Source organism: Neorhizobium descurainiae (assembly GCF_051400715.1).
Lineage (GTDB): Bacteria > Pseudomonadota > Alphaproteobacteria > Rhizobiales > Rhizobiaceae > Neorhizobium.
Window position 1 is genome coordinate 317,948 of sequence record NZ_JBLFFK010000002.1, and the last position, 14,130, is coordinate 332,077.

The 14,130-nt window shown below is 62.0% G+C and carries 13 protein-coding genes; 6 read left to right on the top strand and 7 right to left on the bottom strand.

The window, feature by feature from the left end:
- Window positions 1-92 precede the first annotated feature (92 nt).
- The 3 genes from ACMGE0_RS05075 to ACMGE0_RS05085 all read right to left on the bottom strand — a co-directional run bounded on the left by ACMGE0_RS05075 (window position 93) and on the right by ACMGE0_RS05085 (window position 4,282).
- Complete coding sequence (locus ACMGE0_RS05075) at window positions 93-1,133, bottom strand: zinc-dependent alcohol dehydrogenase family protein (RefSeq protein ID WP_436814777.1); 1,041 nt, start codon at window positions 1,131-1,133, stop codon at window positions 93-95.
- A gap of 68 nt (window positions 1,134-1,201) precedes the next feature.
- Window positions 1,202-3,061: a DNA helicase RecQ gene (recQ, locus tag ACMGE0_RS05080; protein WP_436814778.1), complete on the bottom strand. Its 1,860-nt coding sequence runs from the start codon at window positions 3,059-3,061 to the stop codon at window positions 1,202-1,204.
- Window positions 3,062-3,130: 69 nt separating this feature from the next.
- Window positions 3,131-4,282: a DUF930 domain-containing protein gene (locus ACMGE0_RS05085; protein ID WP_436814779.1), complete on the bottom strand. Its 1,152-nt coding sequence runs from the start codon at window positions 4,280-4,282 to the stop codon at window positions 3,131-3,133.
- A 240-nt stretch (window positions 4,283-4,522) separates the two neighbouring features.
- Between ACMGE0_RS05085 and ACMGE0_RS05090 the strand changes: the two genes are divergently transcribed.
- From ACMGE0_RS05090 to ACMGE0_RS05100, 3 genes are all read left to right on the top strand, one after another.
- Window positions 4,523-5,002 carry a TetR/AcrR family transcriptional regulator gene (locus tag ACMGE0_RS05090; RefSeq protein ID WP_436814780.1) on the top strand — a complete coding sequence of 160 codons (480 nt, stop codon included), beginning with the start codon at window positions 4,523-4,525 and terminating at the stop codon, window positions 5,000-5,002.
- Window positions 5,003-5,012: 10 nt separating this feature from the next.
- Complete coding sequence (locus ACMGE0_RS05095; RefSeq protein ID WP_436814781.1) at window positions 5,013-5,357, top strand: DMT family transporter; 345 nt, start codon at window positions 5,013-5,015, stop codon at window positions 5,355-5,357.
- A gap of 134 nt (window positions 5,358-5,491) precedes the next feature.
- Entirely contained in the window at window positions 5,492-5,767 is a 276-nt protein-coding gene (locus tag ACMGE0_RS05100; protein ID WP_436814782.1) for a DUF2798 domain-containing protein, read from the top strand.
- A 67-nt stretch (window positions 5,768-5,834) separates the two neighbouring features.
- Here the strand turns inward: ACMGE0_RS05100 and rpoD are convergent, their stop codons facing one another.
- The gene (rpoD, locus tag ACMGE0_RS05105; RefSeq protein WP_436814783.1) at window positions 5,835-7,898 is read right to left on the bottom strand and encodes an RNA polymerase sigma factor RpoD; all 2,064 of its coding nucleotides are present in this window, start codon (window positions 7,896-7,898) and stop codon (window positions 5,835-5,837) included.
- A 416-nt stretch (window positions 7,899-8,314) separates the two neighbouring features.
- Window positions 8,315-8,665, bottom strand: a complete 351-nt coding sequence (locus tag ACMGE0_RS05110) for a GFA family protein (RefSeq protein WP_436814784.1) — start codon at window positions 8,663-8,665, stop codon at window positions 8,315-8,317.
- Between the two features lie 197 nt (window positions 8,666-8,862).
- Here ACMGE0_RS05110 and ACMGE0_RS05115 point away from each other — a divergent pair, with 197 nt between their 5' ends.
- Window positions 8,863-9,219 carry a hypothetical protein gene (locus ACMGE0_RS05115; protein ID WP_436814785.1) on the top strand — a complete coding sequence of 119 codons (357 nt, stop codon included), beginning with the start codon at window positions 8,863-8,865 and terminating at the stop codon, window positions 9,217-9,219.
- Here the strand turns inward: ACMGE0_RS05115 and dnaG are convergent.
- Both dnaG and ACMGE0_RS05125 read right to left on the bottom strand, forming a co-directional pair.
- Complete coding sequence (dnaG, locus tag ACMGE0_RS05120; protein WP_436814786.1) at window positions 9,216-11,228, bottom strand: DNA primase; 2,013 nt, start codon at window positions 11,226-11,228, stop codon at window positions 9,216-9,218. The genes ACMGE0_RS05115 and dnaG overlap by 4 nt on opposite strands.
- 436 nt (window positions 11,229-11,664) lie before the next feature.
- On the bottom strand, window positions 11,665-12,117 hold the full coding sequence (locus tag ACMGE0_RS05125) for a GatB/YqeY domain-containing protein (protein WP_436814787.1): 453 nt from the start codon (window positions 12,115-12,117) through the stop codon (window positions 11,665-11,667).
- A 325-nt stretch (window positions 12,118-12,442) separates the two neighbouring features.
- Between ACMGE0_RS05125 and carA the strand changes: the two genes are divergently transcribed.
- Complete coding sequence (carA, locus tag ACMGE0_RS05130) at window positions 12,443-13,654, top strand: glutamine-hydrolyzing carbamoyl-phosphate synthase small subunit (RefSeq protein ID WP_436814788.1); 1,212 nt, start codon at window positions 12,443-12,445, stop codon at window positions 13,652-13,654.
- 96 nt (window positions 13,655-13,750) lie between these two features.
- Window positions 13,751-14,101, top strand: coding sequence for an antibiotic biosynthesis monooxygenase family protein (locus ACMGE0_RS05135; RefSeq protein WP_436814789.1), 351 nt, complete (start codon window positions 13,751-13,753; stop codon window positions 14,099-14,101).
- The last annotated feature ends 29 nt before the right edge of the window (window positions 14,102-14,130 follow it).

Consider the following 14,130-nt stretch of genomic DNA (forward strand, 5'->3'; position numbering starts at 1 on the left):
GTACATGGCAGAAAGCGACCAAGCGGCCGGAACGGAATGCTGCGGTCGCCGGTGACAAACAATGTCAGGCAAGATGGGCGCTCGGCGCCTGCCTAGAACCTGGTGATCACGCTGATGCCCGGCGTCTCTGACTTGTCGAGCGTCATCAGCGCCGGCACGGCCTCCTCCAGGCTGATCCTCTTGGCGATGAGCTGCTGCGGCTTCATCCTGCCCGCCGTCAGCATGGCGAGCATCGCGTCGTAACGCCACGCCTGCATGCCGTGGCTGCCGTAGATTTCGAGCTCGTGGCCGATCACCTGCGCCATCGGGATCGCGGGGGTCGCATGCTCTCCGAGCATCAGCCCCACCTGCACATGCCGGCCGCGGCGGCGCAGGTTCTTGATCGAGTTGAAGCAGGTGACCGGGTGGCCAAGCGCATCGATCGAGACATGCGCGCCGCCCCTGGTGATCTCCCGCACCGCCTCGACGACATCCGGCACCGAACCCGCGTTGATCGTCGCGACCGCGCCGCACTGGCGGGCAAGCGCCAGCTTGTCCTCGGCAAGATCGATGCCGATCGCGTTCGCTCCGAGCGCCGTGGCAATCATGATCGCCGAAAGGCCGACCCCGCCGCAGCCATGCACGGCAACCCAGTCGCCCGGGCCGGTGCGCGCCTGGTCGACGACTGCGCGGAAGGAGGTTGCGAACCGGCAGCCGAGGCTCGCCGCCGTCGCATCGTCGATCTCGTCCGGCAGATGCACGAGGTTCGTGTCGGCATAATCGATCGCCACATATTCGGCGAAGGAGCCCCAATGGGTGAAACCCGGCTGGAACTGGTTAGGGCAGACCTGTTGGTTGCCGGAATGGCATTCGGAGCAATGTCCACAGCCGGAGACAAACGGCACCGTCACCCGGTCGCCCACTTGGAAGCGCATGACGCCCTTGCCCGCTGCGACGATCCTGCCCGCCAATTCATGACCCGGCACATGCGGCAGGCGGATATCCGGATCGTGCCCCATCCAGCCGTGCCAGTCGCTGCGGCAGAGCCCGGTGGCACCGACCTTGATCACCACGCCGTCGAAAGTCGGTTCCGGATCGGGAAGGTTGCGGATTTCCGGTGCCTTTTCAAAGGCATCGTAAAACATGGCTTTCATGACGGCATTCCTTGTTGAGGTGATTGCAGCATAATCGGCCTCGCCGCTCGATCAACCAGGTGTTCGTCCTAGGGCTGATGCGCCCTGATGACCTGAAGGAAAGCGTCGCCGTAACGCTCCAGCTTGGATTGTCCGACACCGGAAATGCCGAGCAACGCATCGCGGCTCTGCGGGCGTTCGGTCGCGAATGCGACCAGCGTCGTATCCGGAAAGACGACATAGGGCGGCACCGACAGTTCCTTGGCGATCGCCGTGCGGACCGCACGAAGCGCTTCGAAAAGCTCCATATCGGAGCCTTGCAATGCGGACTTGGCGTTCGCGGAACCGGGTGAGGCGCTTCTCGCCGCCTTGCCTGTCGTCAGGCGGTCCTTGCGGAAGCGAACGTCGCGCTCCCGCTTGAATACGGCGCGCGCCTCAGGCTCCAGTCTCAGCGCACCGAAGGCGTGGTGATCGACGCTGACGAAGCCGGCGGCAAGAAGCTGGCGGTAGACCGATTGCCAGGTCTTCGACGGGATATCCTTGCCGACACCGAAAACCGGCATGTCCACATGGCCGAAGCGGGTGGTCTTCTCGTTGACGGTTCCGAGCAGCACGTCGATCAGATGTCCGGTGCCGAAGCGCTCGCCGGTCCGGTAGACCGCCGCCAGCGCCTTGATCGCGGCTTCCGTACCGTCCCAGGTTTCGACCGGCTTGAGGCATGTGTCGCAATTGCCGCATCCGCCTTGATGCGTCTCGCCGAAATGCGCCAGGATCGCCTGCCGGCGGCAGCCCGGCGTTTCGCAGATCGCGAGAAGCGCGTTGAGCTTGGCGCGCTCGACACGCTTCACGTCTTCCGCCGATCCGGCTTCGTCGATCATCCTGCGCCGCTGGATGACGTCCGCCATGCCATAAGCCATCCAGACCTCGGACGGCAGGCCGTCGCGTCCGGCACGGCCGGTTTCCTGGTAGTAGGCCTCGACCGAACCCGGCAGATCGAGATGCGCCACATAACGCACGTTCGGCTTGTCGATCCCCATGCCGAAGGCGACGGTGGCGACAAGGCAGAGATCCTCCTCCTTCAGGAACGCATCCTGGTTGGCGTCGCGGACGTGCCGCTCCATACCGGCGTGATAGGCAAGCGCGCGGATGCCCTGCCCGTTCAGCCATTCGGCCGTGTCCTCGACTTTGGCGCGCGAGAGGCAGTAGACGATGCCGCTCGAGCCCTTGTGGCGCGACAGGAAGCGCAGGAGCTGCTGGCGCGGCTGGTCGCGTTCGACGATTTCGTAGGCGATGTTCGGACGATCGAACGAGGTGGTGAACACTTCCGCCGAACGGAGCGCAAGCCTGTCGATAATGTCGTCGCGGGTATGCGGATCCGCGGTCGCCGTCAGTGCGATCCGCGGCACGCCCGGATACTGCTCGGCGAGCTTTCCGAGTTCGCGATATTCCGGCCGGAAATCATGTCCCCACTGGGAGACGCAATGCGCCTCGTCGATCGCGAACAGCGCGATCCGCGCATTGCCGATCATCTCCCGGAAACCGGGCGTGACGACGCGCTCGGGCGTCACATAGAGGAGTTTCAGATCGCCGCCGGCGACCGCTCGGCGGACGTCGACAAACTCTTCGCGCGTCAGCGAGGAATTGAGCGCGGCCGCGCGTATGCCGAGCTGCTTCAGTGCCTCCACCTGATCGCGCATCAATGCGATCAGCGGTGAAATCACGATGCCGACGCCGTCCCGGCAGAGTGCGGGAATCTGAAAGCACAGCGATTTACCCGCCCCCGTCGGAAAAAGCACGACCGCATCGCCGCCCGAAACGACCCGATCGACGACGGCCGCCTGTTTGCCGCGGAACGCGGAATAACCGTAGATTTGGCTGAGGATGGCAAGCGGGTTCCTCGCACTTTCGCGGTCGAACAGGAGATCGGTCGTATTCTCGGTCAGCGGCATGGAATCGCTCTCTTGGGAAGGCCTGCACTATGCACGAGCCGAGCAGCCGCGGCGAGTGTCGCACGCCGATCAGAATTCCGGAAAACCCCGCTTGCGCCATTCGCTTTGCGGCACCGCGGCGCCGACATCGAATGCAAAGGAGAGAACCTTGGTGGCATTCTCATCCACTTCGCAGCGGAAACTCAAGTCATACCATTGCGCGCTTGCGCGAAAGGCGCCGCGCCTGACCTCCAGCACCGTTCCGCTCGATAGGCGATAAACCTGCACTATTTCCGGCCGGTATGGTGGGGACGAGTGACGTAACTGTGCCTGCATTTCCGTTGCGCAGAGCTGCCCGGCGCGAACGCCGCGCGGCACGTTGCCCATCGCTGCCGTAGCAATGGGGTCGCCGGTTTCGTTCTGCGAGAACAGGGTCTTCGCTTCCGTCAATTCGGGAGGCTTTCCGGCCGCCGGCGTCTTGGATGGCTCGTCTTGTGCCACCGTTGCGGACGGCGCTGCAGCGATATCCGCCTTGATCGCATCCAGCGAAATCTCCGAAGCAGAACCATTCTGTTGCGGATCGGCCGAGGCGACATCGACCTCCGGCACCTTGATATCCTCGGGCAAAGGATTGGCCGGCGGTTCTTCTGCAACCACCGGCTCCTCCGAAGACTTCGGGGCCTCGGTGGCCTCGGCATCCGGCGGGCTTTCGGCAGGCGGCGTCTCTGCCTCTTGCGAAGCATTGCCCGTTTCGGATTTTCGGGGACCGCTATCCTTTTCGCCGAACTCGAAGACCGGGCGCAGGACGGGTATCGGCTGCCCCGTCGCCTGCTCGTTCGCGGAAGGCTGCTCTTCCGGTTTCGCCTCCTCCTGCTGTGGCGGCGGCGGCTCCGGCTGTTCTGCCTTTTCCTGCGGTTGCGGCGGTGGCGGCGGAGGTTCCTCCTTGGCCTCTTCCTGTTGTTTCAGCGGCTCGGGAGGCGGTGGTGGAGGCTCCTGCTTCTCCGCTTCCTCTGTCTTTGGCGGCTCCGGCGGCTTTGGCTCCTCCTGCTTTGCCTCCTCGGCCTTTACTTCCGGCTCCTCCGGCGGCGGGACGATCTCCACGTTCACGCTCTCCTCCTGCTGCGGCTCGGAGACATCGAGCGGCAGATGGAAGAACAGGATACCGGCGAACACGGCATGCAGAAGGATCGAGGCCGGAATGCCCCATCCCATCTCCCCGCGCCGCTTCTCAGGTTCATCCATCATGCAAGCCGATGTAAGGTGGAAAGCCGATGGGATCGAGTCCCTGATCGATCAAAACAGAACAAATTCCAGTCTCCCGTCACATCGCATCTCCTCCCTCCCGGCAATTCGGCCAGGCAATTCCCGCGTTGAAAACAAACCGATCAAATGGTATGTTTAAACATGTCGGAAGCTCATAGACGCGAAAAACAACCGGAACAGGTGCGGCGATCCCTTTTGGACCATGCGGCGCGATGCGCCGTGGACGGAGGGCTGGGAAGCCTGACGCTACAGGCGGTGGCCGATGCGGCCTCCGTCACCAAGGGCGGTTTGCTGCATCATTTCCCGAGCAAGCAGGCACTCATCGAAGCGGTCTTTACGGATCTGCTTGGAAAACTCGACGAGGAAATCGGCCGCCTGATGAGCGAAGACCCTGTCGAACAGGGCCGGTTCACCCGCGCCTATATCGACGCCTTCTTTCAGGTGACGCGCGACGGCGCGAAGAGCCCATGGGCGGCTCTTTCGATCTCCTGCATGACCGACGCCCGGCTGCGCGCGCTCTGGTCCGACTGGATGCGCGAAAGGCTTGCGCGTCATGCGGCGACCGACGACCGCCCGGCCCTGAAACTCGCGCGCTATGCGGCGGACGGCATCTGGCTTGCAAACCTCACGGAAGCGGACGGCATTCCGGCGGACGAACTGGCCGACCTTCGCGACCACCTCCGAAGTCTTACGAAATAAGAGCAGAAACATGAACCTCGCCATCCTCACCTACGGCTCGCTCGCCGCCGCAATCGTGCTGGAAGTCATCGGCACGACGTTCTTGCAGCAGAGCCAGCAGTTTACCCGCGCCCTGCCGACGGTCCTGATGGCGCTGTGCTACGCCGCCGCCTTCTATCTCCTGTCGATCACGCTCCGCACGCTGCCGGTCGGCATCGCCTACGCGATCTGGAGTGGCCTCGGCATCGTGCTGATCTCGGCCGTCGGCCTCATCCTCTTCCGCCAGACGCTCGACACCGCCGCCATCATCGGCCTCGGACTGATCATCAGTGGCGTCGTGGTGGTGAACCTGTTTTCCGGGTCGGTAGGGCATTGATGAGGGGACGGGGAAACCGGCCTTGCCAACTCGCCTCCTTTTTTCTATGGAAGCACCTGCTGACTGAGCCAGCCGTAAGCGTCTGACGTGAGGCAACGCATCTCAATTGGTCGTCGAATGGCGATCTGACTCGGATGCAGAAGGCGACCTCTCCTCAGAAAGTCTCCATTATGAAGTTTACGCGTTTGCCGGCACCATATGCGGGCCTCCTCATGCCGATGATCCTCTCCATCCTGATGACCTTCGTCGTCTCCGGCGTGGCCACCGTCAACAACCTCGGCTTCGCTCCAGAATTCGCGCCAAGCTGGATGTCCGCTTGGGCGGTTTCCTGGGTGATTGCATTTCCCACCCTCCTGGTCGCGCTGCCCATCACACGGCGGATCGTTCAGGCACTGGTCAAGCCAGCCTGACAGGGCAAAAGAAAACCCGGCTTGCCGAAGCAGGCCGGGTTTTCTTGAGTTCTTCTCGTAAAACCGCTCAGCTATCCAGGAAGCTTCTGAGCTTGCGCGAGCGGCTCGGGTGCTTCAGCTTGCGCAGCGCCTTTGCCTCGATCTGCCTGATACGTTCGCGGGTGACCGAGAACTGCTGGCCGACCTCTTCGAGCGTGTGGTCGGTGTTCATGCCGATGCCGAAACGCATGCGCAGCACGCGTTCCTCACGCGGCGTGAGCGAGGCGAGGACGCGGGTCGTCGTCTCGCGGAGATTCGCCTGGATCGCCGCATCGATCGGCAAAAGCGCGTTCTTGTCCTCGATGAAATCGCCGAGATGCGAATCCTCTTCGTCGCCCACCGGGGTTTCGAGCGAGATCGGCTCCTTGGCGATCTTCAGGACCTTGCGGACCTTTTCGAGCGGCATGGCAAGCTTTTCGGCCAGTTCTTCCGGCGTCGGCTCGCGGCCGATCTCGTGCAGCATCTGGCGCGAGGTGCGGACGATCTTGTTGATCGTCTCGATCATGTGCACCGGAATGCGGATCGTGCGGGCCTGGTCGGCGATCGAACGGGTGATCGCCTGCCGGATCCACCAGGTGGCATAGGTCGAGAACTTGTAGCCGCGGCGGTATTCGAACTTGTCGACCGCCTTCATCAGGCCGATATTGCCTTCCTGGATGAGGTCGAGGAACTGCAGGCCGCGGTTCGTGTACTTCTTGGCGATGGAGATGACGAGGCGCAGGTTCGCTTCGACCATTTCCTTCTTGGCGATGCGCGCCTCGCGCTCGCCCTTCTGCACCATGTGCACGATGCGGCGGAACTCGCCGATCGAGATGCCGGTTTCGGTGGCCAGATTCTGGATTTCCTGGCGGATGTCGCGGATCTTCTGGTTCTCGTTCCGCGCAAATTCCTTCCAGCCCCGGCCGGCAAGGTTGCTGATCGACTTCATCCAGTTCGGATCGAGTTCGGCGCCGAGATACTGTTCCACGAAGCTGTCGCGGGACACGCCGTAGGATTCGGCGAGCGCACGCAGCCGGCCCTCGTTCTGCACGAGGCGCTTGTTGATGTCGTAGAGCTGCTCGACGAGCGAGTCGATGCGGTTCTGGTTGAGCGACAGCGACTTGACCGCGGTGATCAGTTCGTCCTTGAGCTCCTTGTAGCGGCGCTCCTGGGCGGACGACAGCGTACCCGTCGCGGCAAGCCTCTGCTCGACCTGCTGGTCCTGCAGCTTGCGCAGTTTCTTGTAGGTATCGGCGATCAGGTCGAGGGTTTCCATGACCTGCGGGCGCAGTTCCGCTTCCATCGCCGCGAGCGAGAGACTGGACTCGTCGTCGTCTTCCTCTTCTTCCTCGATGGCGACGCCCTCGCCGCCGACCGCGGTGATGTCGTCGTCATTGGCCGCGGAGAAGCGGGCCTTGCGGTTCTTTTCCTTCTCTTCGGCAGCCTTGCGGTCGGCCTCGATCTTCTCCGGGCTCTGGAACTGCGGGGCTGCCTTGGCCTCGGGACCGGAATAGGTCGTTTCGAGGTCGATGATCTCGCGCAGCAGCGTCGTGCCTTCGTTCAGCTCGTCGCGCCAGATGATCAGCGCCTGGAAGGTGAGCGGGCTTTCGCAGAGACCCGCGATCATCGTCTCCCGGCCGGCTTCGATGCGCTTGGCGATCGCAATTTCGCCTTCGCGCGACAGAAGCTCGACGGAACCCATTTCGCGCAGATACATGCGCACCGGGTCGTCGGTACGGTCGGTCGGTTCCTTCTTCTTGGCGGTAGCAAGCGCCGTGCCGGACGTGGTGGCGAGTTCGCCGCCTTCGCTCTCTTCATTGTCGCCGTCGCTATCGCCGTCGTCGTCACCGCCGGCGGCTTCCTCCGCCTCTTCGTCCTCGATGACGTTGATGCCCATATCGGAGAGCATCGACATCGTGTCCTCGATCTGCTCGGAGGTGACCTCCTCCGACGGCAGGACCGAGTTCAACTCGTCCATGGTGACATAGCCGCGCTTCTTCGCAGCCTTGATCATCTTCTTGACGGCATCATCAGAAAGGTCGAGAAGCGGACCGTCGTGCGTACCTTCGCGTTCGTTCTCTGCTTCTTCGTTTTCTTTGACTTTTGTTGCCATGTATTTCGTCGCTTTCCCTGAACGCCACTTTTGCCGCGCTTCGTGGCCACCGGCTCAAGACGGAATTACCGCTTTCACCGCGAATCACTGTTCAACACGTAACGGAATGACCTTTAATTCCCGATTACCATTCGGCGGTCGCTTTTGACGCAGGACCGTCCCGTCAGAAGATCACCGGTCCTGTTCGGTGCTATTGACCCACTCCGCCTGTTCTGCCTTGAAATGGTGATTCCCACAAATTAACGCTCCGTCAAGCTTTTCCGAAGCTCATGCCCAGGAAAAGTGGAAAAACCCGCTCAAGACGGGCCTAATAGGGGTACATTCACCAGATTTACCCGATATGTAGGCAGCATGCCCTCAAAGACAAGAGTTCGCGCCTGGAGAAAGAAGGCGTTCTCCATTCAGGCATCCCCTGTCTAGCGGGAGGCACCGTCATACTGGGTTACCGTCAACGCCGCAAGATCGATCTCCGGTACGCATCTGAGGTTGATCGCCGCCATCTCCGCTCCATTCGGCATCGTCGCTTCGCTGAAGGGGGCGACGCCGCAGCTTGCACAGAAATGGTGGACGATCACCCGTTGATTGAACTGGTATGTGGAAAGGTTCTCGCGGGGCGTCGTGAGCTGCATGTTGCTGCGCGGAACGAAAGCCAGAAGCACGCCCCGCCGCCGGCAGAAGGAACAGTTGCATTCCATGGCCTCGTTGAATTCGCCCTCGGCTTCGAAAGCGATCCTGCCGCAATGGCAGCTCCCGGAAATCCGCCTCATAGTCATCTCTCCCTGTAATTCCCATCAGCGTATGAGCTTCAAAAGCCAGGCGCAATCCCGTATCGGCTAGGGATTGCCGCAAAACACAATCAGAAGATGTTCTTGATGAGTTTACAAGCGGGTTCTACGGTGCTGATATTGAGAAACGGTATCGATCCCATTGAGTTTCCTTTGCTCAAGCAACTGGAGAAACAGGAATGGCAGAACCAACGCCACGCTCAGTCGATCTGCTGCTGGATCGTGTCAGGGATAGTCCAGCTCTTGTGCAACAGATCAAGGATGAGCCGCTTACCGTACTCGAAGAGCTCGCCAAGGATGTAAAGCGCAATAATCCGATTAACGCACTGGAAGACGTCATCACCTTTCGCATCGCAGTAATTGTGCTGGCGATAGCTGTAATGATTGTCGTGGGTTGCGTAACGACGGTATTCGTCTGGTCTGTTCTCACCGGAAAGCAGCATCCCAATTTTTCAGAATTTCTGGTTGCGATAGGATCAACGGCGCTCGGTGCGTTGGCCGGCCTGCTCGCTCCGGTTCAAAGGCGAAACAATTAGCCGTGGCTGACGGCGGCGCCCTTCACCCGCCCCGAAAGCACGCCGAAACCGTCGATGATCGCTTCCTGGTTCTCCATGCGCAGGATTTCCAGCTGCACCTCTGAAAGCGCCCTGAGTAACGGCTCGATCTCGCCGGCATCCCCCGCCTCCGTCGCCTCTGCGATCGCCCGTTCGAGCTCGATCTTCTGGATGCGCAGCGCCTTGGTGCGCTTGTGGAGCGACAACGCCTGACGATAGCCCTCGCGGGCGTCTTCGGGCGCTGCGATCTCCGTTGCGGTCCAGAGCCGCGCATTGCGCACCTGCTGATCGAGGGATTTCAGGATCGCGTCGAAGCCTTCCCCGACCAGACGCTGCATGAGGTATTCGCGCGAAAGGTGCGCGCCGGCAGTGGCGGCCGCCGGCAGCACCGCCGACCAGAAGCGCTGCAGGTCGCGGTTTTCAAAGTCGATCGCGGCGATCTCGTCATATTCCTCCAAGAGAAGCTGCGGATGGTTGACGATCGTCAGCGCCAGCACGCTTTCGCGGAGCGCCGGCAGGTCGCCATAGCCGCGGACGAGACCGGAACGCGCAAGCCGGTCGGAGACGCCGACTGCCCTGCCCGCCGCGCGCGGCCCTTGCGATGCGCCGCCCTGCCCCGAATATCCCGATCCCTGGCGTCCGCCGCCACGTTGAAAGCCTTGACGGCGGTCGTTGCCGCTCCTGGACGCGGGTGCGAAAAAGCTGTTCAGCCGGTCGCGGATCTCCTGCTGGTAATGGCGCCGGACGCTTTCGTCGGCGATGACGAAGACGATCTGTTTCAGCCGCGCCTCCAGTTCGGCGCGCTTCTCCGGCGTGTCGCAATTCGCCGATCCGGCCTCCCGCTGCCAGATCATGTCGACCAGCGGCCTCGCCTCCGAGAGAACCTTGTCGAAGGGCGCGCGGCCTTCATGCTTGACCAGGTCGTCCGGGTCCTTGCCGTCCGGAAGCAGCGCGAACCGCACCGATCGGCCGGGCTTCAGGAAAGGCAGCGCCAGATCGGCGGCCCGGCTTGCGGCGCGCAGGCCCGCGCCGTCGCCGTCGAAGCAGAGGACAGGCGTCGGCGATATCTTCCAGAGAAGGTCGAGCTGATTTTCGGTGAGCGCCGTGCCGAGCGGCGCCACGGCGTTCTCGACGCCCGCCTGGTTGAGCGCGATGACGTCCATATAGCCCTCGACGGCGATGATCGTGCCGCCCTCGCTTTTCCCAGGGCCGGCCTGGGCGGCGCGCCGGGCGCGGGCGAAATTGTAGAGCACCTGCCCCTTGTGAAAGAGCTCGGTTTCCGGCGAGTTCATGTATTTCGCCGGCGCGTCCGGCGACATGGCGCGGCCGCCGAACGCGATCACCTTCTCCCGCGACGACAGGATCGGGAACATGATCCGGTCGCGGAAATAGTCGTAGGAAACCGGGATGTCCGGGCCGTGCCGCACCAGACCGCAGGCCTCGATCTGTTCCTTCGGCACGCCTTTGCCGGCGAGATGCTCCTTCAGCGCATTGCGGCTTTCCGGCGCGTAGCCGAGCCGAAAGGTCTCGATGGTCCGGCCGGTCAGCCCGCGGTCGCGCAGATAGGCGCGCGCCTTGGCGCCGCCCGCGCTCTGAAGCTGATCCTGGAAGAAACGCGTCGCCAGTTCCATGACGTCGAGCAGCGTCGTGCGTTCTTTCTCGCGCTTCTCGGCCTGCGGGTCCGGCTGCGGCATGGCGATACCCGCAAGGTCGGCGACCTGCTGCACCGCTTCGGGAAAATTAAGCCCTTCGAGATCGGTAAGAAAACGGAAATGATCGCCGGAAACGCCGCAGCCGAAGCAGTGATAGCGGCCCTTGCGGTCCTCGCAATGGAAACTCGGGCTCTTCTCGCCGTGGAACGGGCAGCACGCCCAGTAGTCTCCGCGGGAAACATTGGTCTTCTTGCGATCCCACGTCACCCGCCGGCCGATCACGGTCGAAATCGGCACGCGATCACGGATCTCGTCGAGAAAACTGTTGGAAAAGCGCATCTTCACCTCTGGCCCAGGTTCCATATAAGCGCCGGCCTCGGGGAATGCCACACACAATGCCTCACGCTGCCCGCTATTCACAGGGTCGAGCGCGAATGGAGTTCTCTATTTCTCTTCAGAGATCGGCAATCTCGGGCAGGTCGCAAACCGACAAAATTACCTTTTTGTAATTTGCCAGGCGAGCCTGCGTGGGCTTAGCTTGACCCGTCATTCGGAAGCGCCCGCGCCTGTCTCACGCCCCCCGGGACAGGTCCTTACCGGATGTCGAGTTTCCTGGCTCTTCGGAACGGGGCGTATCGCAGCGTCTCACAGCACCCGTTCCTTTCTCACCGGCAGCAAGTCCGCGGTCGGCCGGCGAGAGGCGTAGAAGAGCAAAAAAGGCGGGAACCCGCTGGCCGGGTTCCCGCCTTTTGTATTTGAGCCGATGGCTGAGAGCCTATTTCAGCAGTTCCTTCACCACGCCGGAAGCTTTGGCGAAATCCATCTGGCCCGGATATTTTTCCTTCAGCACGGCCATGACCTTGCCCATGTCGCGCAATCCCTGAGCGCCCGTTTCGGCAACCGCCGCCTCAATGAGCACGCGCACCTTCTCGTCCGAAAGCTGCTCCGGCATGAAGCCCTTGATGACTTCGATTTCCTCGCGTTCCTGCGCGGCGAGCTCGCCGCGGCCGGCATCTTCATAGATCTTGGCCGATTCCTCGCGCTGTTTCACCATCTTCTGCAGGATCTGCAGGATATCGTCGTCGCTGACCGGATCCTTGCCGAGGCCGCGATTGGCGATGTCACGGTCTTTGATGGCGGTCTGGATCAGCCGCACGGTCGAGAGCCGGCGGGCGTCCTTTGCCTTCATGGATTCCTTGAGCGCTTCGGAAAGCTTGTCGCGCATCATCGTTTTTTGCTCCTTCGGAAAAGCCGGGCGCTGGCGTCGTGAATCGTGGCTTTTCCTTGTCATTCACACCGCAGTCATAGACGACGGGTTCGAGGCGATCAAATCAATTCACTCCAAGCCCTTGAATCGGATCGGTTATAATCCCAACGGATTCTTCCGCGCGCGAGATTGACCACCCCGCACGCTTTGTCTATTTTCCGGCACCTGCACGAGATTTAGATGTCAGGGCTGCGCCGGGTGTCCCGCGCGCCCTTTCCTGCGACCATAAATGGCCTTCACAGCCTGCCTCTTCAAGGGACGGGACCGGTGGGGCAGAAGGATGACCATGACCGCCGCTTCGACCTCCCCTTGGACCACCAGGAAATCCACCGCAGTGCTCGTCCTCGCCGACGGCACGGTGATCGAAGGAACCGGGATCGGCGCAACCGGCAAGGTGCCGGCCGAAGTGGTCTTCAATACGGCGCTGACCGGCTACGAGGAAATCCTGACCGATCCTTCCTATCTCGGCCAGATCGTCACCTTCACCTTCCCCCATATCGGCAATGTCGGGACCAACGAGGAAGACATCGAAGACCTGACGCCCGCCGCCCGGCGCGGCGCGGTCGGCACCATCTTCAAGGCCGACATCACCGAACCTTCCAACTATCGCGCCGCCAAGCACCTCGACGCCTGGCTGAAGGCGCGCGGCATCATCGGCCTTTCCGGCATCGACACCCGCGCGCTGACCGCCTGGATCCGCCAGAACGGCGCGCCGAACGCGGTGATCGCTCATGATCCGAACGGCGTCTTCGATATCGAGGCGCTGAAGGCGGAAGCGAAAGCCTGGAGCGGCCTCGAAGGGCTCGACCTCGCCAAGGAAGCGACCTCCGGCCAGTCCTCCCAATGGTCCGAAAAGCCCTGGGTCTGGAACGAAGGCTATGACGATTTGAAGCCGGAAGATGCCAGGTACCACATCGTCTGCGTCGATTACGGCGTGAAGCGCAACATCCTGCGCCTCTTCTCCGGCCTCGACTGCAAGGTGACCGTCGTCCCGGCCCAGACCTCTTCGGAAGATATCCTGGCGCTCGAGCCGGACGGCATCTTCCTGTCGAACGGCCCGGGAGACCCGGCCGCCACCGGCGAATACGCCGTGCCGGTCATCAAGGACATTATCGAGACCGACATCCCGACCTTCGGCATCTGCCTCGGCCACCAGATGCTTGGCCTTGCTCTCGGCGCGAAGACAGAGAAGATGCACCAGGGCCATCACGGCGCCAACCATCCGGTCAAGGACCACACGACCGGCAAGGTGGAGATCGTCTCGATGAACCACGGCTTCGCGGTGGATTCGAAGTCCCTGCCGCAAGGCGTTGAAGAGACTCATATTTCCCTCTTCGACGGATCGAACTGCGGCCTGCGCGTCGCCGGCAGGCCGGTCTTCTCCGTCCAGCATCATCCGGAGGCCTCGCCCGGCCCGCAGGACAGCCATTATCTCTTCCGCCGCTTCATCAATCTGGTGCGCGAGCGGAAAGGCGAGCCCGCGCTTGCGGAACGCTGATCCCGGCCTTTAAAAAAGACGGCCGACGGCTATTGACCTCAACCTTAGTTGAGGTCGCACAAATACCCCTGTTCAACTGAGCAGGGGTATTTTCATATGAGCAGATTGCAGAAGGGACGCGTTGTCCGCATCAACAGGTTCTCGGTACCGGCAGACGCTCGCGACGAGTTCATGAAGCTCATTCAAAGGACGCACGAAGTCATCCGAGCGCAGCCGGGTTTTATCGGCGACATGATATTGGAGCAGAACTCGGGCACCGAGGCGTTCAACCTCATCACCATCCTCCAATTCGAGGGCGAGCATGTTCTGCAACCGGTCATCGCGGCCGTTGCGAGATCGGACGAGGCAGCCGGCATCGACCGGCAGGCCTTGAGCAGGAGCCTCGGTGTCGAATCAAGCGTCGGCTTCTATTCTCCCGTGGTTCTGCCGGAGCTTCTCGCCGCCTGATCCGCCTCCGATCGCACAACCCGCCGGAT

What these genes read in the sequence shown, in the direction of transcription:
- ACMGE0_RS05075 (WP_436814777.1), bottom strand. Translation starts at nt 1,133, where the DNA reads ATGAAAGCCATGTTTTACGATGCCTTTGAAAAGGCACCGGAAATCCGC.
- recQ (WP_436814778.1), bottom strand. Translation starts at nt 3,061, where the DNA reads ATGCCGCTGACCGAGAATACGACCGATCTCCTGTTCGACCGCGAAAGT.
- ACMGE0_RS05085 (WP_436814779.1), bottom strand. Translation starts at nt 4,282, where the DNA reads ATGGATGAACCTGAGAAGCGGCGCGGGGAGATGGGATGGGGCATTCCG.
- ACMGE0_RS05095 (WP_436814781.1), top strand. Translation starts at nt 5,013, where the DNA reads ATGAACCTCGCCATCCTCACCTACGGCTCGCTCGCCGCCGCAATCGTG.
- ACMGE0_RS05100 (WP_436814782.1), top strand. Translation starts at nt 5,492, where the DNA reads ATGCAGAAGGCGACCTCTCCTCAGAAAGTCTCCATTATGAAGTTTACG.
- rpoD (WP_436814783.1), bottom strand. Translation starts at nt 7,898, where the DNA reads ATGGCAACAAAAGTCAAAGAAAACGAAGAAGCAGAGAACGAACGCGAA.
- ACMGE0_RS05110 (WP_436814784.1), bottom strand. Translation starts at nt 8,665, where the DNA reads ATGAGGCGGATTTCCGGGAGCTGCCATTGCGGCAGGATCGCTTTCGAA.
- ACMGE0_RS05115 (WP_436814785.1), top strand. Translation starts at nt 8,863, where the DNA reads ATGGCAGAACCAACGCCACGCTCAGTCGATCTGCTGCTGGATCGTGTC.
- dnaG (WP_436814786.1), bottom strand. Translation starts at nt 11,228, where the DNA reads ATGCGCTTTTCCAACAGTTTTCTCGACGAGATCCGTGATCGCGTGCCG.
- ACMGE0_RS05125 (WP_436814787.1), bottom strand. Translation starts at nt 12,117, where the DNA reads ATGATGCGCGACAAGCTTTCCGAAGCGCTCAAGGAATCCATGAAGGCA.
- carA (WP_436814788.1), top strand. Translation starts at nt 12,443, where the DNA reads ATGACCGCCGCTTCGACCTCCCCTTGGACCACCAGGAAATCCACCGCA.
- ACMGE0_RS05135 (WP_436814789.1), top strand. Translation starts at nt 13,751, where the DNA reads ATGAGCAGATTGCAGAAGGGACGCGTTGTCCGCATCAACAGGTTCTCG.